The sequence below is a fragment of the Janthinobacterium amylolyticum genome, from assembly GCF_051380655.1.
GTDB lineage: Bacteria > Pseudomonadota > Gammaproteobacteria > Burkholderiales > Burkholderiaceae_D > Janthinobacterium.
Genome location: NZ_JBNYXL010000003.1, coordinates 405,685 through 427,129, shown reverse-complemented (window position 1 = coordinate 427,129; position 21,445 = coordinate 405,685). Strand labels below are relative to the sequence as shown.

General features: G+C 56.3%; 20 protein-coding genes and 2 tRNA genes. 11 read left to right on the top strand and 11 right to left on the bottom strand.

All coding sequences use genetic code 11. The annotated features are described in order from the left end of the window. Positions 1-72 precede the first annotated feature (72 nt). Complete coding sequence (locus ACQ4WR_RS08485; protein ID WP_102292523.1) at positions 73-456, top strand: hypothetical protein; 384 nt, start codon at positions 73-75, stop codon at positions 454-456. Between the two features lie 348 nt (positions 457-804). On the opposite strand, the gene ACQ4WR_RS08480 is transcribed toward ACQ4WR_RS08485, so the two are convergent. Continuing rightward, positions 805-1,251 (bottom strand): hypothetical protein, encoded by a 447-nt coding sequence (locus ACQ4WR_RS08480; protein ID WP_102292524.1) that lies wholly within the window; start codon positions 1,249-1,251, stop codon positions 805-807. 255 nt (positions 1,252-1,506) lie between these two features. Continuing rightward, entirely contained in the window at positions 1,507-2,166 is a 660-nt protein-coding gene (locus ACQ4WR_RS08475; RefSeq protein WP_436486602.1) for an FxDxF family PEP-CTERM protein, read from the bottom strand. A 45-nt stretch (positions 2,167-2,211) separates the two neighbouring features. Between ACQ4WR_RS08475 and ACQ4WR_RS08470 the strand changes: the two genes are divergently transcribed. Then, entirely contained in the window at positions 2,212-2,388 is a 177-nt protein-coding gene (locus ACQ4WR_RS08470) for a hypothetical protein (protein ID WP_180979249.1), read from the top strand. A gap of 109 nt (positions 2,389-2,497) precedes the next feature. Here the strand turns inward: ACQ4WR_RS08470 and ACQ4WR_RS08465 are convergent, their stop codons facing one another. Beyond that, entirely contained in the window at positions 2,498-4,618 is a 2,121-nt protein-coding gene (locus ACQ4WR_RS08465; protein WP_436486600.1) for a TonB-dependent receptor family protein, read from the bottom strand. A 286-nt stretch (positions 4,619-4,904) separates the two neighbouring features. Here ACQ4WR_RS08465 and ACQ4WR_RS08460 point away from each other — a divergent pair, with 286 nt between their 5' ends. Next, entirely contained in the window at positions 4,905-5,351 is a 447-nt protein-coding gene (locus ACQ4WR_RS08460) for a response regulator (RefSeq protein WP_102292526.1), read from the top strand. Here the strand turns inward: ACQ4WR_RS08460 and ACQ4WR_RS08455 are convergent, their stop codons facing one another. From ACQ4WR_RS08455 to ACQ4WR_RS08430, 6 genes are all read right to left on the bottom strand, one after another. Beyond that, a complete protein-coding gene (locus ACQ4WR_RS08455; RefSeq protein WP_102292527.1) occupies positions 5,352-5,591 on the bottom strand; it encodes a hypothetical protein in 240 nt (79 codons plus the stop codon). 50 nt (positions 5,592-5,641) lie between these two features. Beyond that, positions 5,642-7,000 (bottom strand): family 43 glycosylhydrolase, encoded by a 1,359-nt coding sequence (locus tag ACQ4WR_RS08450; RefSeq protein WP_436486597.1) that lies wholly within the window; start codon positions 6,998-7,000, stop codon positions 5,642-5,644. Positions 7,001-7,182: 182 nt separating this feature from the next. Beyond that, positions 7,183-7,258 (bottom strand) — tRNA-His (locus tag ACQ4WR_RS08445). A gap of 142 nt (positions 7,259-7,400) precedes the next feature. Then, positions 7,401-8,249 carry a glutamate racemase gene (gene murI / locus ACQ4WR_RS08440; protein WP_436486595.1) on the bottom strand — a complete coding sequence of 283 codons (849 nt, stop codon included), beginning with the start codon at positions 8,247-8,249 and terminating at the stop codon, positions 7,401-7,403. Between the two features lie 66 nt (positions 8,250-8,315). Further along, the gene (locus tag ACQ4WR_RS08435; RefSeq protein ID WP_092798220.1) at positions 8,316-9,857 is read right to left on the bottom strand and encodes a fumarate hydratase; all 1,542 of its coding nucleotides are present in this window, start codon (positions 9,855-9,857) and stop codon (positions 8,316-8,318) included. 81 nt (positions 9,858-9,938) lie between these two features. Next, on the bottom strand, positions 9,939-10,556 hold the full coding sequence (locus ACQ4WR_RS08430) for a YqhA family protein (RefSeq protein ID WP_436486593.1): 618 nt from the start codon (positions 10,554-10,556) through the stop codon (positions 9,939-9,941). 309 nt (positions 10,557-10,865) lie between these two features. Between ACQ4WR_RS08430 and acs the strand changes: the two genes are divergently transcribed. The 4 genes from acs (at position 10,866) to ACQ4WR_RS08410 (ending at position 15,313) form a co-directional block, all read left to right on the top strand. Further along, positions 10,866-12,872, top strand: coding sequence for an acetate--CoA ligase (gene acs, locus ACQ4WR_RS08425; RefSeq protein WP_436486591.1), 2,007 nt, complete (start codon positions 10,866-10,868; stop codon positions 12,870-12,872). Positions 12,873-13,077: 205 nt separating this feature from the next. After that, positions 13,078-13,168 (top strand) — tRNA-Ser (locus ACQ4WR_RS08420). 221 nt (positions 13,169-13,389) lie between these two features. Then, positions 13,390-14,679 carry a tyrosine-type recombinase/integrase gene (locus ACQ4WR_RS08415; RefSeq protein ID WP_436486589.1) on the top strand — a complete coding sequence of 430 codons (1,290 nt, stop codon included), beginning with the start codon at positions 13,390-13,392 and terminating at the stop codon, positions 14,677-14,679. 10 nt (positions 14,680-14,689) lie between these two features. Next, a complete protein-coding gene (locus tag ACQ4WR_RS08410; RefSeq protein ID WP_436486587.1) occupies positions 14,690-15,313 on the top strand; it encodes a DUF4102 domain-containing protein in 624 nt (207 codons plus the stop codon). A gap of 38 nt (positions 15,314-15,351) precedes the next feature. Here ACQ4WR_RS08410 and ACQ4WR_RS08405 read toward each other — a convergent pair whose 3' ends face one another. Both ACQ4WR_RS08405 and ACQ4WR_RS08400 read right to left on the bottom strand, forming a co-directional pair. Continuing rightward, the gene (locus tag ACQ4WR_RS08405; RefSeq protein WP_436486585.1) at positions 15,352-15,618 is read right to left on the bottom strand and encodes a helix-turn-helix transcriptional regulator; all 267 of its coding nucleotides are present in this window, start codon (positions 15,616-15,618) and stop codon (positions 15,352-15,354) included. A 7-nt stretch (positions 15,619-15,625) separates the two neighbouring features. After that, positions 15,626-15,997, bottom strand: coding sequence for a hypothetical protein (locus ACQ4WR_RS08400; RefSeq protein WP_436486583.1), 372 nt, complete (start codon positions 15,995-15,997; stop codon positions 15,626-15,628). 891 nt (positions 15,998-16,888) lie between these two features. On the opposite strand from ACQ4WR_RS08400, the gene ACQ4WR_RS08395 reads away from it, so the two are divergent. The 4 genes from ACQ4WR_RS08395 to ACQ4WR_RS08380 all read left to right on the top strand — a co-directional run bounded on the left by ACQ4WR_RS08395 (position 16,889) and on the right by ACQ4WR_RS08380 (position 21,207). Further along, positions 16,889-18,067, top strand: coding sequence for a hypothetical protein (locus tag ACQ4WR_RS08395; protein ID WP_436486581.1), 1,179 nt, complete (start codon positions 16,889-16,891; stop codon positions 18,065-18,067). Beyond that, positions 18,057-19,823: an ATP-binding protein gene (locus tag ACQ4WR_RS08390; RefSeq protein WP_436486579.1), complete on the top strand. Its 1,767-nt coding sequence runs from the start codon at positions 18,057-18,059 to the stop codon at positions 19,821-19,823. Before ACQ4WR_RS08395 ends, ACQ4WR_RS08390 begins: the two co-directional genes overlap by 11 nt. A 524-nt stretch (positions 19,824-20,347) precedes the next feature. Beyond that, the gene (locus tag ACQ4WR_RS08385) at positions 20,348-20,734 is read left to right on the top strand and encodes a BPSL0067 family protein (RefSeq protein WP_436486577.1); all 387 of its coding nucleotides are present in this window, start codon (positions 20,348-20,350) and stop codon (positions 20,732-20,734) included. Between the two features lie 8 nt (positions 20,735-20,742). Then, positions 20,743-21,207, top strand: coding sequence for an STY0301 family protein (locus ACQ4WR_RS08380; protein ID WP_436486575.1), 465 nt, complete (start codon positions 20,743-20,745; stop codon positions 21,205-21,207). The last annotated feature ends 238 nt before the right edge of the window (positions 21,208-21,445 follow it).

Genomic DNA, 21,445 nt, shown 5'->3' with positions numbered 1-21,445 from the left:
AAAGCACAGCAAAGTGCCGCATTATTTCTTATAGTACTTAATTAAGTAGTGGTACATATCAGGAGAATTGCGATGAAAACCCTGTTGGCAGTAATTTCACTGGCCGCCCTCGGTGGCTGCGCCGTGGCCCCGCCCGGCCCCGCGTATTACGGCACGCGTGCGCCACAGGCCGCCTACAACCCATATGAATGGCACACGGTGTCGTCCGAACCCGTGCAGTCGTCGCGCGTGGTGAGCCAGCCGCGCGTGGAATACACGAATGAACCCGTGTACGTGCAGCAGCAGCCTGTCTACATACAGCAGCCCGTGTATGTGCCGGCGCCCGTGTACGCGCCGCAACCGTATTATTACAATCCGCCCGTGTCGATCGGGCTGGACTTCGTGTTTGGCTTTGGCCGCTATGGTGGACACCGCGGCGGCTGGGGCGGGCATGGCCGTTATCACGGCCGCCGCTGATTGACGGTTGATCGGATTCGGATGCATGCGGGACAAAGCCAGGCAAGCGGCGCTTGCCTGGCTTTGTCATGTGCATTAGTGGAAATACACGGATGTCTGGTGCAGCACGTCCGCCGAGCACAGGATGTACACCGCCGCCGCTGCCAGACCTATTTGCAAGGCGCCAAAGCTGATCGGAATGAGGCGGGACATGTCGTACTCCTGAGTAGGTGATGTGGTAGACCCGTTGGATGCGGTGGGTATGCTGTCATCATAGGATGAGTTAATGCCCAGGGGCATCAGATGACTGTCCGCTATCGTGTAGGACAACACCTTGTCACGGGCGCCCAAGCCCCATGCCTGGCTCTTCTAGCGGTTCTTCCAGCGCAGCACCGGTTCTTCCGGCGCCGTGTCTGGCACGTTCGAGATCGCCAGCCAGTGCGTCAGCCGTTCCGGATGCTTGAGGTTGATGCCCATGCCGTCGATGATGCCCACCTGTTCCAGCATGCGCGCATCGATCTTCGCCTTCGACACCGTCGGCGCGCCCATCACCATGCGGTCATAGGCCTTGCGCGCCTTGTGCTCCCACTTGTGCAGATTGCTTTCATCGAAGCGGTTGGCTTCGAAATACACGGTCAGGGTGCCATCCAGATTGCCGAAGCCGACAATGCCGGCGCCCTTGCGGATGGTGGTGCTGTTGATGTCGAATGCCGCGGTAGGCACGAAAATGCCCGCGCGGCCATCGACGTCGGGACGGCCGACAGGGGTGTCCTTGCCGTAGGAACTGGTTTCGGTAATGGTTTTTTCTTCAGACATAGTACGTGCTTGGTGGCGCTGCCAGGGGCGCAAGCGTGCCCGGGGTCGCCGGCCATCCTGTTCAAAAAATGCGTGCTGATGATCAAGGCGGGGTAGCGGCCTTGGCGGAGCGATGCTTGGCATTGCTTGATACCCTGCTATTGTAGTCCCAATTTAATTCTTTTGGGCAACATTTATTGGGTCTGCACTATCTCTTCAGGCGTAAAAAAGCCGCCCGGCTTTGCAGCGGGGCGGCCTGGCTGGCATGCGGCTGGATCAGGCGGCAGGCTTGCGGCGTGCCATGAAGCCCAGCAAGCCCAGGCCCAGCAGCATCATGGCGTAGGTTTCCGGTTCCGGCACGGCGGCCATCACCGATACATTGTCCAGGTAAGAGCCGTAGGTGGGTGCGGAGACTGGGCCGATCGACTCGAAGCGCAGCACGGTGGACGCGCCCAGCGCCGTCAGGTTCTGGCTGTAGGTCTGCCAGGTGCCGCCCGTGTTGCCGACCAGTGCAGTCGGTGTCAGCAGGGTCGAACCCCAGTAGACATTCATCAGGCTGCTGGCGCCGCCCGGGGTATCGGGACGGCCCGAGTAGGCGAACGACAGCGCGTAGGTGCCGCCGGCCGTGGTGGCGATCGTCTGGTAGGTGGACGACAGGCTTTCCGTGTTCAATTCCAGGTACTGCATGCCATCGGCGGCGGCAGGGTTGAAGCCGCTCAGGCCGCCTTGCGTGGCACCCTTCTGGATTTCAAAGGCCGTGTTGCCGCTGACGGACGAGGTCCATCCCGTGACTGCGCTCAGCTGCGCGTAAGGCGAGGAGATGGCATTGCTTTCAAAACTGCCGTTGACCACCAGTTCGGTCGCGGCGTTGGCGGCGCCGGCGGTGACCAGGGTGGCCAGTGCGGCAATCTTCAGCAAGGTGGCAGGCGTATTCATGTGAGCTCTCGTTTTAGTTGATTAAAAGATCATTTAATTTCTTAAATGACATTTAAAGAATATCACCAAAAATCACCAAAAGAACACGCGCTCGCTGAAAATATTTGTAATTGTGAAATCATTTATGGCTGTGGTGCAATTGATTTCCATGGTGAACTAATTGCAATTCCGCTCCAGAGCGAACGCGGCCTTGAGCGTGCTTGCAGTAGAGAATTTTTGTGACATCGTGGGCGAAAAAAAACCTGCACCATTACAACAATGGCGCAGGTTTTTGCCTGCCGCAAGCGTGCGCGTCCGCCTATCGATGCGATAGACGGTGCGACGTTTCAGTTCAGAACGCCAGGCGGCCTTGCAGGTACACCATGCGCGGCGCGCCCACCATCTTGCCCAGGTTGCCGTCCGACGTGCGCGTGAAATAGCGCTTGTCCGTCAGGTTGTTGACGCCGGCCACCAGCTCCAGGCCGTTCTGGCCCGGCACTTTCCATTTCGCCTGCGTGTTCCAGGTACGGTAGCCGGGAATGACGCCCAGGTTGCCTGCCGCATTTTCCGCCACGGTATTGGCTTCGTCGGCAAACTGGCGGCTCTGGTGGCTGCTCGACAAATCGAAGCCCCACGCGCCCAGTTGGTAGTGCGCGCCGATGGTGTCCGTATTGCGCGAATAGAAGGGGACGTCGTTGCCGGCGTTCACGCCATCCTGCAAGGTTGCCTTGGTGTAGCTGTAGGTGGCGTAGGCGTTCAGGCCGGCCAGCGGGCCGGACTTGTCGAAGTGGTAGTCGACGGCCGATTCCAGGCCCCGGTGATGCGTGGCGCCCACGTTGTAAAAGACGGCGTTTTCGCCGCTGCCGACGGACTGGATCTGGTTGTCGAACTTGATGTTGAACAGGGTTGCCTCGGCCGACAATTGGCCGCTCTTCCAGCGCGCGCCCAGTTCGGCCGTTTTCGCCAGTTCCGGCTGCAGCGGATTCTTGCTTGATTGCGAGTTCAGCTGCGTGTTTTGCACGGCGCCAAACGAGCTGTTGTAGTTGCTGAACAGGGTCACATTGTTGTTGAGCAAGTAGGCCACGTTCAGCGACGGCAGGGCCTTGTTGTTGAGCAGTTCGATTTTCTGGTCGACCGGCAAGTGGTTGAAGCGTTCCGTCTTGATGTGCTCGTAGCGCACGCCCGGCGTGATGCGCCAAGCATCGATGGCGATCTTGTCGTCGATATACACGGCTTGCGCATCGGTCGAGTTATCGGCGAAGCGCGTCGGCGCCTGCTGCACGCCTGTGGCGATGACGACGTTGTAGATGGTTTCATCGGCGCGCTCGGCCAGGTAGCGGTAGCCGACGGTGACGTCCTGCGAGACCTTGCCCGTGATGAAACGTTGCGTATAGCGCGGTTCGATGGCCGTGGTTTCATAGTTGCGCGGCTGGTGGCCCAGGCCCGTGCGGCCGTTATTGATCAGGGTGCTTTCGCGCGAGCTCTTGTTGTAGTAGCCGCGCACTTCGAATTCCTGCGTGCTGGAAATGGCATTCAGGTAGCCGATGTCGAAGGCCTTGCGTTCGCCGCTCCAGTAGTCGGTCGGGCGCGTGTTCTGGAACGGGTCCTGCTTGTATTGCGCCGCGGTCAGGCCGCCCGGCGTACGCGACGTCACGTCGTAGTAGGACAGCTTGCCGTACACCTCGGCGGTAGGGCTCAGGTCGTAGCGGAATTTCAGGGCGAAGTCGTTGACCTTTTCATCGCTGCCCACGCGCCAGTCGCTGCCGCGGATGCCCGAGTACAGCACGGCCAGGCCCAGGCCATTGTCGAGCTGGGTGCCGGCAAAGACACTGGCCTGCGTGTTGTGGCCCACTTCGCTGTACGAGTTGTAGCGCACCGTGGCGTCGCCCGTGACGCCGGGCGTGGTGGGCACGCGGCGCGTCTTGAAGTTGATGATGCCGCCCACGTTTTGCGGGCCGAAGCGCACGGCGCCGCCGCCGCGCACCACGTCGACCGTCTCGACATTGGCCAGGCTGACGGGCGCGAACGACAGTTGCGGCTGGCCATAGGGCGCCACCGCCATCGGGATACCGTCGAGCAAGATCGTGCTGCGCGGCGAATAGCGTCCGGCCAGGCCGCGCACGCCGATATTGAGCGATACGGCGCTGCCGGCGCTGCCCGAATTGTCGCTGATCTGCACGCCGGGAATGCGGCGCATCACGTCGCTGAGGCTGGCCGCGCCCGAGTTCTCGATCTCATCCTTTTGCACCACCGTGCGGGCGCCTGCGAAGTTCTTCGTGCTGGCGGCCATGCTGGTGCCCAGCAAGTTGCCGCTGACCTTGATCGATTCAAGGATGGGGCCGGCCTCATTGGCTGTGCTGGCGGTATTGGCGTCCTGCGCCTGGGCTGCCAGGGGTGCGCCCAGGCAGGCCAGGGCGATGGCCAGCGCGCACGGGCGCAGCGAGAAAGGAAGTGGGGAAAAAGTGGCAGCCATGCATGAATCTCCGTAATGACGATGGTTGCGCGGGCAGTCAGGCGGCGCGACAGCATCGTGGCGTAGGCATCCGGCGCAAGGGGATAAGAATGATAATGATTCTCATTTTATCCGTCAATTGCGCAAACTGCGTAGGCCCGGCTTTACCTGCTGGAGCGGGGAGAAGTGTTGCTGGCGCGGTACAGTGGCGTTTGCATTGCCGTTTGGCTACAGTGCTCGGGTGCGGCGGCATTCTGCGCGCTTCTTGTATACTGCCGCTTTTGCAGCCGCCAGACGTGAACGTACAATGAGCCAGATAACTGAACCGATACCAGGCAGTTCCAGCGTGGAACGCCGCCAGGGCGAGCAGCCTGCCGCCGCCGCGCGCAAGCTCAATTTGCTGGTGGTCGATGACAACCAGGAAGTGGGCGAATCGCTGGCCATGCTGCTCGAAGCGCTGGGCCACCACGTGGTGGTGGTGCGCAACTGGCAGATGGCCGTCGAGCAAGTCAAGCTGTGCGTGCCCGACGCCGTCTACCTCGACATCGAGATGCCCGGCATCAGCGGCATCGAGATCGGCCGCCGCCTGCACAACAATCCTGACACGGCAAATGCCGCGCTGATTGCCGTTACCGGCCACAGCTTGCCCATGTATATGGATGACGCGCTGGCCGTGGGCTTCCGCCACTTCCTCGTCAAGCCCGTGCGCATGGAAGACCTGGCGACGACGGTGCAGTCCGTGCTGGCGGGCTGATCAGCCTGCCGCCTGGCCGTCCCGTATTGCCGCTTCGGCCCGCGCCGTCAGGGCGTCGAGTTCCTCCTGCGTCGGCTGCAGGCTGCCGTCCACCATGCGCGCGAGCAGCGCCGCCAGCTCTGCCTGCACGGCCCGCACGCTGGCCGGCAGCGCGGCGGGAGCCGTCTCAAGCAGTACCTCCAGCCGCACGCTGGCATGGACGAAGCGTCCCATGGTGCTAAAGTAGGCAGTATCGTGCATAGTGTCTTTCAGTTAATTTCTTCCAGTATGCACGCCTTTTATCGCCACCGCTACGGCCGGCTCAAGGACCATTGCTGGTTGTTCGCATTGGTCAGGTTCCACTGGATGATCTGCGCGTTTTCCGCCGTGCTCAAATTTAATACGTCCAGGGTCAGGTTGCTGTAGCGGTTGCTGATCGTCTGGTAGCCGGAGGCGGGACTGGCGAAGCGCCATTGCTGGCCCAGTCCGCCCCAGTAGCTCCATTGCGCGATGTTCGTGCCGGCCGTGGTCGAGTTGTTGTAGTCGTCCAGTCCCAGCAGGCTGTTTGCGTTGATCAGGCTGTAATACCCGTCGCCATGTCCCACCACATACCATTGCTGGTGTTTGGCCCCCGTATACGTTTGCTGCTGCACCAGCGCGCCATTGACCGTGCTGGCGCCCGCCACTGCCATGGCCTTGCCGCTCAGCCGCGAGCGCAGTACGGTCAGTCCGTCGGAAATGCCGCCGCAGCTGGCCACCGTGAAATTGCGCGTCAGGCTGGGCCAGCCGCCGCCGTAGCTCATTTTCAATATGTCGAGCTTGGCCGCGCCATTGTCGTTGACGTCGTAGTAGTGGATGGACGTGTAGTTGCAGCCATCCTGCTTGAGCACGCCGATATGCCCCGGCCCCTTGTACTTGCCATCGAGATTGGGCAGCACCGTGCGCGTGCCGCTGTACGGCCCCGTCACGCTGCTGGCGCGCTGCACTTCCACGTAATAGGTGCTGGCGGCGCCCTGGCAGCATTTACCGCGGTTGACGAACAGATAGTAATACTCGCCATCGCGCGTGATGTAGGGCGCTTCGATATCCTTGCCGCCGCCCCCGAGAATGGTGGTGACGTTGCCCGTGGTCTTGCCCGTGGCCTGGTTGATTTCCGTCACGCCGATGCCGCCGAAGAACGAGCCATACGACATGTATACCTTGCCGTCGTAATCGCGGAACAGGGCAGGGTCGATGGCATTGATTTCCGCGCCGCCGCCATACGATTGCACGACGATGCCCAGGTCCGTCCAGCTGGGGTTTTTCAGCGAGGCCGAGCGGGCCACGCCGATGGCCGACACGGAAGTGCCGAAGGTCGATACCGAGTAATACAGATAATAGTAGCCGTTCATGTGGATCACGTCCGGCGCCCAGTACGAGCCGCCGAAGTTGGGAATTTTATTCGCGATCCAGGCCGGCGGCGTGCTGAAGACGGGCGCCGGGCCGGCCGACCAGTTCAGCATGTCGGTCGAGCTGGAATACCAGATGCCGTTGCCGGTGGTGAAGTTGAAATACGTATCGCCGTCGCGCGTCAGGGTGCCGGGGTCGTGCGCGTTCGGTACGCCCGTCAGGTTGACCGCCTGCGCGTGGGCGCAGAACATCAGGCAGAGTGCTGCCAGCAATTGTTTCATCGTTGTCTCCATGCTGTTTTTATGATGCGGTCGATGCCGCACCCCAGAGTAGGGCGATGGTCAAATTTGCACTAATGAATTTTTTGCAGGAAGCGATACCGGGGCCGGTATCGGAGAGGGATAAAAAACGGACGCCGGAATAGAAAAAGCCCGGTTCGAAAACCGGGCTCTTCATTATTCTGTGGGGTGGCTGATGGGGCTCGAACCCACGACAACAGGAATCACAATCCTGGACTCTACCAACTGAGCTACAGCCACCACTGTCTTACTTACCTGTTTAGCTGTTTTGCTGAACAGGTGCCGAATTATACAAAGAACTCGGCAAAGTGGCAAATCTAAATGCAGTCTTTTTTAAAGAATCGAAAGATTGCATGAAAACGGTCGCTTTGGCTTGCACCGCTCACACGGCGACGTGGGCGACGGGCGGCTGCAAGTCCAGCAAACCGGCGAAAGCTGTCGCCAGCGATTCGACGCTTGCCGTTGTGTAGCCCTGCAGCCGGGGCGCATCGCTGCTGCTGCTACGGCGCAAGCCGGCCGCGTCGAGCAGCCGGGCCAGCTGGCGCGCCACGGCCTCGCCCGTGTCGACCAGGGTGATGGTTTCCTGCGTGTGCGCGCGCACCGTGCGCTCGATGGCGTCCTGCACGAACGGGTAGTGAGTGCAGCCCAGCACCAGGGTATCGACGCCTTGTGCCAGCACGGGCGCGATGTAGCGTTCCAGCATGGCGCTGGTGGCGTCCAGCGGGTCGTTGCCCAGCGCGCATTGCTCAATGCGGTCGGCCAGGCCGATGCACGGCTGCAAGACGAAGGTGGCGCCCGTCGCGTTGCTCACCTGTTCGCGCAGGGCCAGCAGCTTGTCGCCGCGCAAGGTGCGCTCGGTGGCCAGCACCCCGATCTTGCCGTTGCGGCTGATGGCGGCCGCTGGTTTGAGGCCCGGCTCGACGCCGACGATGGGCAACTCCGGGTAGCGCGCGCGCAAGGCCTTGATGGCGGAGATGGTGGCCGTGTTGCAGGCCACCACCAGCGCCTTGGCGCCTTGCTCTAATAAATACGCGGCGATCGCCAGCGAGCGGTCGATCACTTGCTGTTCCGTCTTGTCTCCATACGGCGCGTAGGCCGAATCGGCAAAGTAAATCAGGTCTTCCTGCGGCAGCTGCGCACGGATATGGCGCAGCACCGACAGGCCGCCCACGCCGGAGTCGAAGACGCCGATGGGCGCGTCAGGGTGAGCATTGCTTGCAATAGAAGTCATGGGGAACCGGAGTAGATAAAAAAACGCCGCGCTAGGTTGCCGCGCGGCGTTAATGGTAGAGCTTGTTTAAGCAACCGTCACGGGAATCTTGCTGACGCTATTGAGTTGCTCGATCTTCGCCTGCCATTCTTTCGGGCCCGTGTTGTGCACCGACGTGCCCTTCGAGTCCACGGCCACCGTCACCGGCATGTCGACCACGTCGAATTCGTAGATGGCTTCCATGCCCATGTCGGCAAAGCCCAGCACTTTCGCGCCCTTGATGGCTTTCGACACCAGGTAGGCGGAACCGCCCACGGCCATCAGGTAGGCCGACTGGTGCTTCTGGATCGACTCGATGGCGACCGGGCCGCGCTCGGCCTTGCCGATCATGGCGATCAGGCCGGTTTTTTCCAGCATCATGTCGGTGAACTTGTCCATGCGCGTGGCCGTCGTCGGGCCGGCCGGGCCCACCACTTCGTCGCGCACCGGATCGACCGGGCCGACGTAGTAGATCACGCGGTTTTTAAAGTCCACCGGCAATTCCTCGCCCTTGGCCAGCATGTCCTGGATGCGCTTGTGTGCGGCATCGCGGCCCGTCAGCATCTTGCCGTTCAACAGCAAGGTCTGGCCCGGCGTCCAAGAAGCGACTTCTTCTTTCGTCAGGGTATTCAGGTCGACGCGCTTGGACTTTTCCGTGTCCGGCGCCCAGCTTACGTTTGGCCAGGTCGACAGTGGTGGCGGCGTCATGTAGGCAGGGCCGGAGCCGTCCAGCACGAAGTGGCCGTGGCGCGTGGCGGCGCAGTTCGGGATCATGGCGACCGGCTTCGACGCGGCGTGCGTCGGGTGCATCATGATCTTGACGTCCAGCACGGTGGTCAGGCCGCCCAGGCCTTGCGCGCCGATGCCCAGCGAGTTGATCTTGTCGCACAGTTCGATGCGCAGCTCTTCCAGCTTGTTCTGCGGGCCGCGCTGTTTCAGCTCGTACATGTCGATGTCTTCCATCAACACTTCTTTTGCCATCAGCATGGCTTTTTCGGCCGTGCCGCCGATGCCGATGCCCAGCATGCCAGGCGGGCACCAGCCGGCGCCCATGGTAGGCACCGTTTTCATGACCCAGTCGACCAGCGAGTCGGACGGGTTCATCATGATCATCTTCGACTTGTTTTCCGAACCGCCGCCCTTGGCAGCGACCTTCACGTCGACGGTATTGCCTTCGACCAGTTCCATGTGCACCACGGCTGGCGTGTTGTCCTTGGTGTTCTTGCGGTCGAAGTGCGGGTCGGCCACGATGGAAGCGCGCAGCTTGTTGTCGTCGAAGTTGTACGCGCGGCGCACGCCTTCGTTGACGGCGTCGGTGACGGTGCCGGAGAAGCCTTCGAAACGCACGCCCATGCCGATTTTCAGGAAGACGTTGACGATACCCGTATCCTGGCAAATCGGACGCTTGCCTTCCGCGCACATGCGCGAGTTGGTCAGGATTTGCGCGATCGCATCTTTCGCCGCCGGGCTTTGCTCCGCCTCATAGGCGCGCGCCAGGTGCTCGATGTAATCAGCAGGGTGGTAGTAGCTAATGTACTGCAACGCTGCGGCGACGGATTCGATCAGGTCTTCTTGCTTTATGACAGTCATGGTGTTCTCGCGGTAGATAAGAAGGGTAAGATTCTTTGCTGAAAGCCCATGGCCGCCGCTGGCAGTCATGGGCTTCTTTCTTTAATGTGGTGCTCTGGCTTGGTTCTGGGTCACCGTCATGATGCGGTCCGTGTAGGCAATCGCCATCGCCGACAGGATGAAGACCATGTGGATCACCGTTTGCGCGATGATCACTTCGATCTTGTACGAGTTGGCGTTGATGAAGGTCTTAAGCAAATGGATGGACGAGATACCGATGATGGCCATCGCCAATTTCGTCTTCAGCACGGAAGCATTGACATGCGACAGCCATTCCGGCTGGTCTGGGTGGTCATCGAGGTGCATGCGCGAAACGAAGGTTTCGTAGCCGCCAATAATGACCATGATCAGCAGGTTCGAAATCATCACCACGTCGATCAGGCCTAATACCACCAGCATGATGGTCGCTTCGTTCAGCTTGGTCGGCAGGGCGCTGCCCGGCACGGCAACGGCCGTCAGCACGTGCTGCAACGCCGCGTCATTGCCGAACACGGCGCCGATCAGGTCGGACAATTCCACCCAGAAATGGAAGACATACACGCATTGTGCGAGGATCAGGCCCAGGTACAGCGGCAACTGCAGCCAGCGCGACATGAAGATGAAGGCGGACAGTGGGCGCAGCTTGGTATGTTTGGTGGATGGTGGTAGGTGGTCGATCATGTGGGGGTTTCCTGGGGGAGTAAATACCAATTTTTGGCATGCCCGACATTTTACACTTGCTGTTGATTACTGCGCATGGCCTTGCTCCTGATTATTAGCTTTGATGAAACACGAAGTGGTATTGAAGCTTCGGCGTAGCGTGCATTTCCCCAGCGAAAATACTGTACGGCGTCCCCTTGACTCCTATTGCAGAAGGCGCTTATGGTTAGCCTTGATAGGGGTAAAACGCGGCATAAACGCGACATGTAAGGCGTCCGTAAGACACGGAGCCTATCGTGTTAGCAAACAATTACTACACTGGAGACAAGCATGAGCGCTACAGAAAACCAAGGGCAGGGCACGCAGCAGCAAGGACCGGAAGAGTCGCGCGTGTTTGAACCATCGGCGGCGTTTGCCGCCCAAGCCACCATTTCCGGCATGGCCGCCTACCACGCCATGGTGAAAGAGGCGGAAACCGACTACGAAGGCTTCTGGGCCCGTCTGGCGCGTGAAAACCTGAGCTGGAAAAAGCCTTTCACCCGCACCCTGAACGAAGACAACGCGCCGTTCTACAAATGGTTCGAGGACGGCCAGCTGAACGTGTCGTACAACTGCCTCGATCGCAACATCGAAAACGGCCTGGGCGACAAGACCGCCATCATCTTCGAAGCGGACGACGGCACCGTCACCAAGGCAAGCTATAAAGAGCTGCACGAAAAAGTCTGCAAGTTCGCCAACGGCCTGAAAGCCAAGGGCATTGCCAAGGGCGACCGCGTGATCATCTATATGTCGATGTCCGTCGAAGGCGTTGCCGCAATGCAAGCCTGCGCACGCATCGGCGCCACCCACTCCGTCGTCTTCGGCGGCTTCTCGGCGAAATCCCTGCAGGAACGCATCATCGATGCGGGCGCAGTGGCAGTCATCACCGGCGACGAGCAATTGCGCGGCGGCAAAAAGCTGCCATTGAAAGCCATCGTCGACGAAGCGCTGGCGCTGGGCGGCTGCGACTGCGTGAAAAACGTCATCGTGTACAAGCGCACGGGCAGCGACCTGCCGATGGTGGCCGGCCGCGACACCTGGCTGCACGACCTGGTCGAAGGCCAGAGCGCGCAATGCGAGCCGGAATGGGTCGATGCCGAGCATCCACTGTTCATTCTGTATACGTCCGGCTCGACCGGCACGCCAAAAGGCGTGCAGCATTCGAGCGGCGGCTACCTGCTGTGGGCCGCGCTGACGATGAAGTGGAGCTTCGACATCAAGCCGGACGATGTCTTCTGGTGCACGGCCGACATCGGCTGGGTGACGGGCCACAGCTACATCGCGTATGGCCCGATGGCCGTGGGCGCCACGCAAGTGGTGTTCGAAGGCATCCCGACCTACCCGAACGCGGGCCGCTTCTGGGAAACCATCAAGAAGCACAACGTCAGCATTTTCTACACGGCGCCAACGGCCATCCGTTCGCTGATCAAGGCCGCCGACGTGGACCCGAAAGTCCACCCAAGCAACTACGACCTGTCCAGCTTGCGCCTGCTGGGTTCCGTCGGCGAGCCGATCAATCCTGAAGCGTGGATGTGGTACTACAAGAACATCGGCGGCGAGAAGTGCCCGATCGTCGACACCTTCTGGCAAACGGAAACGGGCGGCCACATGATCACCCCATTGCCGGGCGCGACGCCGATGGTGCCAGGTTCCTGCACCCTGCCATTGCCGGGCATCATGGCTGCCATCGTCGATGAAGCAGGCCAGGACGTGCCGAACGGCCAGGGCGGTATCCTGGTGGTGAAGCGCCCGTGGCCATCGATGATCCGCACGATCTGGAACAACCCGGAGCGCTTCAAGTCCAGCTACTTCCCGGAAGAGCTGGGCGGCAAGATGTACCTGGCAGGCGACGGTGCCATCCGTAACAAGGACACCGGCTACTTCACCATCACGGGCCGCATCGATGACGTCTTGAACGTATCGGGCCACCGCATGGGCACGATGGAAATCGAATCGGCGCTGGTCGCCAACCCGCTGGTGGCCGAAGCGGCCGTGGTGGGCCGTCCGGACGACACGACAGGCGAATCGATCTGCGCCTTTGTGGTGCTGAAGCAAGCGCGTCCGACGGGCGAGGAAGCCAAGAAGCTGGCCCTGGAGCTGCGCAACTGGGTCGGCAAGGAAATCGGCCCGATCGCGAAACCGAAGGAAATCCGTTTCGGCGACAACCTGCCGAAAACCCGCTCCGGCAAAATCATGCGCCGCCTGCTGCGCGTGCTGGCCAAGGGCGAGACGATCACGCAGGATGTGTCGACGCTGGAAAATCCGGCGATTCTGGAGCAACTCAAAGAAGCGTCCTGATGTTGCTTGGGTAGCCAAAGCCCAAACCAACATCCGGGGTCGGACCCTGAGGGTCTGACCCCAGCCATTACCGGGTTACTGTAAAGAAGCAGGACTTTTACCCCACGGTAAATAACTTTGGCAGTCCGTAGAATCTTTGCTATAATCTGCGGCTTCGCGACAAGCGAGAAATAGTACGCAATGTAAGCAAGACACATTGCCTGCAGGAGAGGTGGATGAGTGGTTGAAGTCGCACGCCTGGAAAGCGTGTATAGGTTCATAGCCTATCGGGGGTTCGAATCCCCCTCTCTCCGCCAAGGATACAAATTGGCCAGTTCAAGGAAGTCCAAGAACGTCCACAAAAAACCGTTTTAGCCCGTGCTAAAGCGGTTTTTTTGTATTCTGGCGTCCAGTGCTGTCCAGCTGCAGCCAGCAAAAATCGGAGCTAGATACAGATCAGCTTACCCCAAGTCTGGCAACCAAGCCCTCATTCGCCGGTCTAAAGTGATTTCTGACGCATATGCTGAGGAGACCAGCCATGGCCAAGATTATCCCTCCCCTGACCGAGTTCCAGGTCAAAAATGCCAAGCCCAGGCAAAAGTCATACAAGCTGTTCGATGGCGGCGGCCTGTACGTTGAAGTGATGCCCAGCGGCTCGCGGATCTGGCGCATGAAATTCCGTCAATCGAACGGCAAGGAAAATACGCTGACATTCGGGCCTTATCCGGAAATTTCGATCATGGTGGCGCGTGAAAAGCGCACGGAGGCGCGCCGCTTGCAGCTGCAGGGAATCGACCCCGGCAAGTACCGAGACGACGCCAGGCGGCTCGCCGCCGAAAAAGCATCCAATACCTTCGAGAAAATCTCCCGCGAGTGGTACTCAAACAAGGTGCCGACATGGAGCGAGCGCACTGCACGGAACATGCTGCAGCGCCTGGAAGCCGATATTTTTCCAAGCATCGGCGACCGGCCGATCACGGAAATCCGGCACCGCGAACTGATTGCTACGCTGCGCAAGATCGAGGCGCGCGGCGCGACCGAGATTGCGCATCGCCTGAAAGCCGTCTGCTCGCAGATATTCAGCTACGCCATCCAGTGCGGCCTGGCTGACCGCAACCTGGTGGTGGACATGAAGGACGTCCTGAAGACCAAGCGCGCCTCGCACTATGCCGCCATCGATGCCGATGAATTGCCCGCCTTCCTGGACGCGCTGGCGCGCAACGAGGCGCGCATGTTCGAGCCGACGCGCATCGCGCTGCGCCTGATGCTGCTGATCTTCGTGCGCACCAGCGAACTGATAGAGACGCCATGGAGCGAAGTCGATTTGGAGAACGGCGAGTGGATCATTCCCTGGCAGCGCATGAAGCGCGGCAAGCTGACCGTCAACCCCGACACGACCAATCACCACGTCTGCCTTTCGCGCCAGGCGCTGGCCTTGCTGCGCCAGCTGCACACCATCACCGGCCGCGGCATGTACCTGTTTCCCAACCAGCGCGACCACGACAAGCCGCTGAGCAACAACACGCTGCTGGTGGCGCTGGCCCGCATGGGCTACAAAGGCCGCATGACCGGCCACGGCTTCCGGGCGCTGGCCATGAGCACCATCAAGGAGCGCCTGGGCTACCGCCATGAAGTGGTGGACCGCCAGCTGGCGCACGCGCCCAAGGACAAGGTGGCCAGCGCCTACGACCGCGCCCAGTTCCTGGCGGAGCGCCGCAAGATGATGCAGGAGTGGGCCGACTACCTGGAAGCCGTCGAGCGCGGCGATACGCCGAAGCCAGGCCATCATGGATCGCTGGAACTGGTGTGGCCAGCGCCGCGTCGTTAAGGAGACAGCCATGCCAAGACGAATTGAACCTCTGACAGAGCAACAGCTGATACAGGCCGAGCCTGGGGACAAACCATTCAGGTTATTCGACGGCTACGGCCTGTATGTTGAAGTCATGCCGACTGGCTCGAAGGTCTGGCGCATGAAATTTCGCCAGAAGGACGGCAAGGAAAATGCCCTGACATTCGGCCACTATCCGGAAGTCTCGTCGGCGCTTGCTCGATGCCGCCGCGCAGTCGCCCGCCAGATGCTGCATGACGGGCTGGATCCGCGCACAGAGTTCGACGCGGCCCATATGCGTCCACCGAAGCCCGTCAGGCGGCATTGCCTGCTTCCAGTTGCCATGGATGATAGAAAGGTAGAGCGCTGCGTAAGCCAGGTTGGCAGGCAAGCGCTGGAGCGGTTGCACGGCCTTGTATTCCCGGCGCTGAGCCGCGTCGTGGCCGACGAAGGCGTGAGAAGCGACGTGCAGATCATACTGGAGAAAATCCAGAAGGAGCGCAGCGTAGAGGTGATTGATTTGCTGTACGACTACTGCGCCGACATCATCTTTGGCTGCCTTGGATTGGGCATTGATGAAGATTATTTGATCGAGGCCATGAGGGATGCCAGGGTGGCACAGCGGCGGAGGTGAACGTCTCTATGCCGCAGGTATCCCGGTATCTCCCGGCTTCATTCGGCTCTGGTCCCTTTGTTGCCGATTGGCCTGGTGCTTGATGAAGTGTCGATTATTGAGCATACCGTGTTTGCAGGTCTGCTGGCCTCGATACACGCTTGCATCCAACGTAGCACCTCGCTCCTGAGCCATGCAGAGGAGCGTCCCTGCAGCTTGACGGGGGCAGGGAAGGTGCCTTCCTTGATGCTCGCATAAACGCTGCTGCGCGACTTGCCGCAGGTTGCCAGCACCTCGCCCAAGCGGATGAAGCGCTCTTCGTCCATGCGAGGTTCAACGCGGCGCTCTTTCAGGTATTCGGCTGTCGCTGCTTTCATGGCGTCCCCCTTCGTGAATCAAAAATGCCAGCGGCAGCACCGGGGCGAATGGCATCTGCCGCAGGCCTTCCCCTGCCACCGATTCGTCTTTAGCGGAAACGCGCTCGCAATCATTATTCCGAAAACACGCGTCCAGTATCGAATGCGGTAATGGCTGGCGCAACAAGAATCGGCCTGCCATGCCACTTGGATCAAGCCTGCCGCGCACTTTGTGTGAGATCAAGGCTGGACACAGGAGCGGGTTCGTGGAAGCTTTAGCAGCTAAAAATTGGGCAATCAACAGCGCATTCTTCATGCGATAGATGCGTTGCCATCGACTGGATTTCATTGGCCCCTTTGCTGTACAGCCGCCACATGCGCATGCGACTGCTTGCATCCCGCGTCATCAATACTTTCCAGCAATCGTTTCGATCCGCCCCAAGGGGGAAGTTTTTCTGTCCGTGCAGAATGGCGCAGCCATTGGAGGAGACGCGCGCTATTGCCGTGTAGTACTCGTAAAGCAGACTATGAAAATTTGTTGCTGACATTGATCAAGGGCAGCACAGATGTATGTCAAATGTTCCCACTTGGACGCTGCCTATTGCCGCTGATCAACCGTGCTACTTTCGGCATACATTCCTGCTAAATCTGCTCTCGTACCTGCAAAAAAATGGTTCGACCGAGGTATTACCCGGTGATTAAAGGGTTTCAGTCGCTGCACAGGGCGGAACTACCGTGCTAATTTCGGCATACATTCCTGCTAAATTTGCTTTCGTACCTGTAAAAAAATGGTTTGGTCGAAGTTGTGTCCGACGATTTTTGTGGCTTAGTCGCTGCGCGAAGCGGGGCAGGATAGGTGAAGTTAGCTAACCTTCGGTTAGCTAACTTCACACCTGCTTATTCGCACTTCGTGCTCAACGTAACACCCCAAATTAGACTTTCGAATGAGCATGCATCTACTGCACCTTTGGGTGAGTCCGTATCCGAATGGCAGACCTGATCCTTGCTCCCTCCAAATTCCTGATCAAGCAGTGTGGGAATTTAAAAATCTCATCGTCACTAACAATAATCTGGAAATTAGTTACGGAATGCTGCTACTCTCTACCGTGACAATTTGTGTATTTTTCAGATTTTCAAGATGTTATCCTCACAGTCAACAGTAGCTCTCTAATATTGATCTCAGCAACGATGAAATTATTTCGCTGGGAGGGATTCGTTAAATTTTTTAGAAAATAGAAAAATGGGCCGCTCAGCAGATTACACAATCCAAGGTTTTTTATATCAGTTTAATCAAACGCTTTCTGAATTATTGAAAGCTGCAGATGATGCTGTGATCACTATAGAAGGAATAGTGGAAGACATCGAGGTGGCAACATTCGCTGGAACGAAAGCGATACAATGTAAATACCACGAAACTCAAGATAAATATACGCCAAGTATTCTATATAATCCATTGCTTCAAATGATGAAGCATTTCAAATCCAATCCGACTGCAAAAATTAGCTATTACTTATTTGCACATTTTCCAAATGAAAAAGCAATTACGGTATCTTTAGATGATCTAAATAATGCGATTAAGTCAAAAAATAAGGATTTGAAAGACCTGGTGTTGGAAGTTGCTGGCGTTAATGTTGATGACTTCCTAAAGGTTTTTTCAATTTATGTTACCCCAAAGTATGACGACTTAATGGTGGAAAATGGGAAACTACTAGAAGCGCTCGGCTTTAGTAAGGTAGAGGTCGAGACGATGTTTTACCCTAATGCGATTCAAATTATCGCTGATTTGAGTATAAAACACGATGTAAAGCTTAGGAAAATAACAAAAATTCAGTTTTTAGAGGCGCTACGCCAAATTAGATCTACAGCCGTATCACAGTGGACACTTGCGCTGAATACTAGAAAAGTAGTACTTGAGACACGTCGTAAACAACTTAAAGAAAATCTCAATGAAAATGTCCGTTTGCGACATCTTGTAATATTTCCTAAGTTTATTGATAAATTTGAAGATCAAATTGTTCTTTTTATTAAGTCATTTACTGATAAATACCATTTTAAAGTATCACATACACATACTCCCCTTTTTGCGATAGATGTTAATGTAAATCTTTTCGATGAAATTGCGGAACGGCTTGTTGGGAAAGATGTAATGCCAAATCATGGCCGACCGGTTAAGACTTTTTCAGAGGCAAATTTTTTTCGCGAGCCGTTGGTCCAAAAGGATAAAAAAGAATTTGTTTTGCGACTTATTCGCTGGGAGGAATATAAAAACATTGCTATTAATACGAAGCCAGATGATCTTTTCGTAATCGGTGATGGCGAGGAAATTATGTTGAACGTAAGGGATGTAAATTTGGAATTTCTCGGAGCTGAGAAATTTAATGAAATAAAATACATGATGGGGATAATCAATGCCTATTAAGATTGGATCTGTGCTTTCCTGTGCTCCTGAGGCTATTGTTGTTATGGTCGATGGCCTTGAGATTTTCGAAAAAAACAAAGAAGGTTTGCAAGTTGGCCGTTTCTTAAAAATCGCTCAAGGCAATCTTGACTTCACGATTGCTACTATTCGAAATATTAAAGGAACTAACAACCTTGGCCTAGATGGAAGGCCAATTTGGAGTTTCCAGATCGAATGCCAGGCCATTGGGACATTGGTTGAGGACAAGACGTTTGATCGAGGCAGTTTACTTTTACCTGTACCGACTGAGCATGCATTTATCGCAGAGGCGGATACTCTCGATAAAATATTTTCTGCAGATGGGGAGCACGATTTCCCGCTAGGCAAACTCTCTATGAATAAGACGATTGATCTTATGATAGATGGAAATCGATTTTTTAGTAAACATATTGCTGTTGTCGGTTCAACTGGTTCTGGTAAGTCATGTACGGTTGCTAGCGTATTGCAAAGTGTTGTAGGTATTTCTCAGAATAAGAATAAAAACAAAAATGCGAGAAATAATTCGCATGTTTTGATATTCGATATACATGATGAATACACTGCTGCTTTTACACTTTTAAAGGAAGAGTCTTTTACTCTAAGTCGTCTGGATATTGATTCTTTACAGTTGCCATACTGGTTAATGAATTCAGAAGAGTTGGAAAGTATGTTTATCGAGAGTAATGAGGCAAACTCTCATAATCAAGTTAGTCAATTCAAACATGCTGTTGTTCTTAATAAAGAAAAACACAATCCAAAGATTACTGAAGTCACCTACGATACGCCAGCATATTTTTCGATTGATGAAGTTTATAGATATATTGAAAACTTGAATCGAGAAGTCATCGGGCGATTAGTTGGGGAAGATAAACCTAAGCTGGCTGATGGGCGATTAGTAACAGATCGAAAAATATACTTTGATAAGATTCATGACTTTGTTCCGAACTCAACTGCGAAGGAGAGTAAAGCAACCAGCGGGCCGTTTAATGGTGAATTCAACAGGTTCGTTTCTCGACTTGAGGCAAAGTTAGCCGACAAACGTCTGAGATTCCTTTTGAATGCGAAGAAGCCGGACGGGCAACCTCATGTTACCGAGGACTTTGAAGCATTGATGAAACAGTTCATCGGCTACCTTGATTTGGCGAACGTCACTATTGTAGACTTGAGTGGTGTACCTTTTGAAGTTTTGAGTATTACTGTCAGTTTGATATCGCGTCTTGTCTTTGATTTTTGTTTTCATTATTCTAAGTTGCAACATGCGCAGGGAAAGCTAAATGATATCCCTGTTATGTTGGTTTGTGAGGAAGCGCACAACTATGTTCCACGGAATGACCATGCTGCATATCGAGCATCTCGAAAATCTATCGAACGAATCGCGAAGGAAGGACGTAAATATGGCCTAAGTCTGATGGTTGTAAGTCAGCGTCCCTCAGAAGTGTCGGAGACGATCTTTGCTCAGTGCAGCAATTTCATGTCCTTGCGTCTGACAAACGATGCGGATCAAAGTTATGTGCGACGGTTATTTCCAGACAATGCTAATGCTATAACGGAAATTCTACCTAACTTGGCTCCGGGAGAGTGTGTGGTTGTCGGTGATGCAGTTTTGCTGCCTGCAGTCATCAAGATGCCTCTACCTGTTCCAGAACCCCACTCGCAAAGCGTTAAGGTTCATAAGGAGTGGAGAGAACCGTGGCGCGATGTTGTGTTTGCACAAGTCATTGAGCGCTGGCGCAAGTAGATTCAGAGCGAAATTAATGGCGCAGTAAATTAGCTACCTCGCGTATTCGATTGATCTCCTAGTTCTCCATGGATATTTTGTGGCCGAGAATTTTGTCGTTCAATGAATACTTAGGGGAATTTTCGGGGAATGGGCCTCTATCGGTTGGATCGCAACGGGAGCTCCATGCCTTTTCTAAGTATTGGTGAAAATGGCGATATCGAAAAATACTATCCATAGACAAGCACACTCAGTGAAGTTTTGCAGATTATTCATTGGCTCTTCTTGATAGCTGCATGGGTATAATTCGGCTAAAAGTAAAGACTGCCGAATATTGAATAAGTGATTGATTTTTGGGGTATGGTTGAGGGTAAATCCGAGATCGAATTCTGTCGAAAACAAAGGTTGGCGCGGCTTGCTGCGGAAGATAAAAATCCCCCTCTCGCGTGCATTTCCTATTATTTCTTTGAACCCTTGTCCCCCCTCAACTCCTCCTAGTTTCCCCCATGTATCGTAAGCCTCTCCCACAAAGCAAGGAGAGCCCCATGCCCTACACCTACCCCAAAGTCTCCGACCTGGAAAAAACCTCCATGGTCGGCAACCACCAATGCGTGGCTCTGGTCCGTCACTACGCGAGCGCCCCAGCCACATTATCCTGGAAGCAGGGAGCGGCAGTGATGGGTAATAGCTTGCTGCGCAAAGGCACCGCCATCGCCACATTTATCAGTGGTAAGTATGCGAATCAGCAACATGGCAATCATGCGGCGTTGTACATGGGACAGACGCCAAGCGGCATCCTTGTCATGGACCAGTGGAAGGGCAAGCGCCCGGGCACCGTCAGTTCGCGTACTTTGCGCGCCAAAGGCCAGCACAAGAATGGACTGTTTATCGATCCCAGCAACAACGCCGACGCATTTTTCGTTATCGAATAGGAGCGGCTATGCCATATCAATTGCAGACGTGCAGCGCAATGCTTCTCAGGCTGATGATAACGGGGGCTGCCTGCTGCATATGCCCGGTGCTCGCGCTGGCGGCCATGCCCGCCACCCATGCTTGCCCCGTAAGCGTGCCGGCAACATCGATCAGCCTGAACGCCGTGCCAACTGGCTGGACGCCGTATATCGACAGCCCCCTCTACCTGAGCGCCGCGGCACCTATCGATGGCGCACCGGAGCGCAGGGGCCAGCTGGTGCCCAGCGGCGAACACAAGAGGAAGGGCCAAACGACGCTCAGTTACCGGCTGGAAGGCAGTTATCCCGATGGCAAGTGGCTGCAATGCAGCTATGGTGCGGATGGCGAGGTGACGCTGGCGAGGAGAATGGATGACAGTGTCAGCCAGTGCGAGTTCAGTTATAAAAAGGGCAGCAAAGCCGGGCAGAACGATATCCATATCGCTTGCCGCTAAACGCATGTGCAATGTCTTGCAGGCATGCCGGTGACACATAAAAAATGCCGTCTAGCCGGGGCCGAAAGGCATTGCGCCTTTTGCTGATCGTGGTTCTGTTCAGAGTGTGGAATTCAGATACGTGAAGCGCGCGGCCACGGACGCTGTCATGTCGCGATAGCGCTTGGCCTTGACCAGACCAAGCCTTCCTGCGCCAAGAAAAAAAAGCAAAAATCGCCAAATAAGCGAGCCGCTAACC

Coding starts and splice junctions, on each gene's coding strand:
- ACQ4WR_RS08460 (WP_102292526.1), top strand. CDS start 4,905: ATGAGCCAGATAACTGAACCGATACCAGGCAGTTCCAGCGTGGAACGC.
- ACQ4WR_RS08390 (WP_436486579.1), top strand. CDS start 18,057: ATGCCTATTAAGATTGGATCTGTGCTTTCCTGTGCTCCTGAGGCTATT.
- ACQ4WR_RS08450 (WP_436486597.1), bottom strand. CDS start 7,000: ATGAAACAATTGCTGGCAGCACTCTGCCTGATGTTCTGCGCCCACGCG.
- acs (WP_436486591.1), top strand. CDS start 10,866: ATGAGCGCTACAGAAAACCAAGGGCAGGGCACGCAGCAGCAAGGACCG.
- ACQ4WR_RS08470 (WP_180979249.1), top strand. CDS start 2,212: ATGACATTTAAAGAATATCACCAAAAATCACCAAAAGAACACGCGCTC.
- ACQ4WR_RS08405 (WP_436486585.1), bottom strand. CDS start 15,618: ATGGACGAAGAGCGCTTCATCCGCTTGGGCGAGGTGCTGGCAACCTGC.
- murI (WP_436486595.1), bottom strand. CDS start 8,249: ATGACTTCTATTGCAAGCAATGCTCACCCTGACGCGCCCATCGGCGTC.
- ACQ4WR_RS08385 (WP_436486577.1), top strand. CDS start 20,348: ATGCCCTACACCTACCCCAAAGTCTCCGACCTGGAAAAAACCTCCATG.
- ACQ4WR_RS08485 (WP_102292523.1), top strand. CDS start 73: ATGAAAACCCTGTTGGCAGTAATTTCACTGGCCGCCCTCGGTGGCTGC.
- ACQ4WR_RS08395 (WP_436486581.1), top strand. CDS start 16,889: ATGGGCCGCTCAGCAGATTACACAATCCAAGGTTTTTTATATCAGTTT.
- ACQ4WR_RS08435 (WP_092798220.1), bottom strand. CDS start 9,857: ATGACTGTCATAAAGCAAGAAGACCTGATCGAATCCGTCGCCGCAGCG.
- ACQ4WR_RS08465 (WP_436486600.1), bottom strand. CDS start 4,618: ATGGCTGCCACTTTTTCCCCACTTCCTTTCTCGCTGCGCCCGTGCGCG.
- ACQ4WR_RS08380 (WP_436486575.1), top strand. CDS start 20,743: ATGCCATATCAATTGCAGACGTGCAGCGCAATGCTTCTCAGGCTGATG.
- ACQ4WR_RS08400 (WP_436486583.1), bottom strand. CDS start 15,997: ATGAAATCCAGTCGATGGCAACGCATCTATCGCATGAAGAATGCGCTG.
- ACQ4WR_RS08455 (WP_102292527.1), bottom strand. CDS start 5,591: ATGCACGATACTGCCTACTTTAGCACCATGGGACGCTTCGTCCATGCC.
- ACQ4WR_RS08415 (WP_436486589.1), top strand. CDS start 13,390: ATGGCCAAGATTATCCCTCCCCTGACCGAGTTCCAGGTCAAAAATGCC.
- ACQ4WR_RS08475 (WP_436486602.1), bottom strand. CDS start 2,166: ATGAATACGCCTGCCACCTTGCTGAAGATTGCCGCACTGGCCACCCTG.
- ACQ4WR_RS08480 (WP_102292524.1), bottom strand. CDS start 1,251: ATGTCTGAAGAAAAAACCATTACCGAAACCAGTTCCTACGGCAAGGAC.
- ACQ4WR_RS08430 (WP_436486593.1), bottom strand. CDS start 10,556: ATGATCGACCACCTACCACCATCCACCAAACATACCAAGCTGCGCCCA.
- ACQ4WR_RS08410 (WP_436486587.1), top strand. CDS start 14,690: ATGCCAAGACGAATTGAACCTCTGACAGAGCAACAGCTGATACAGGCC.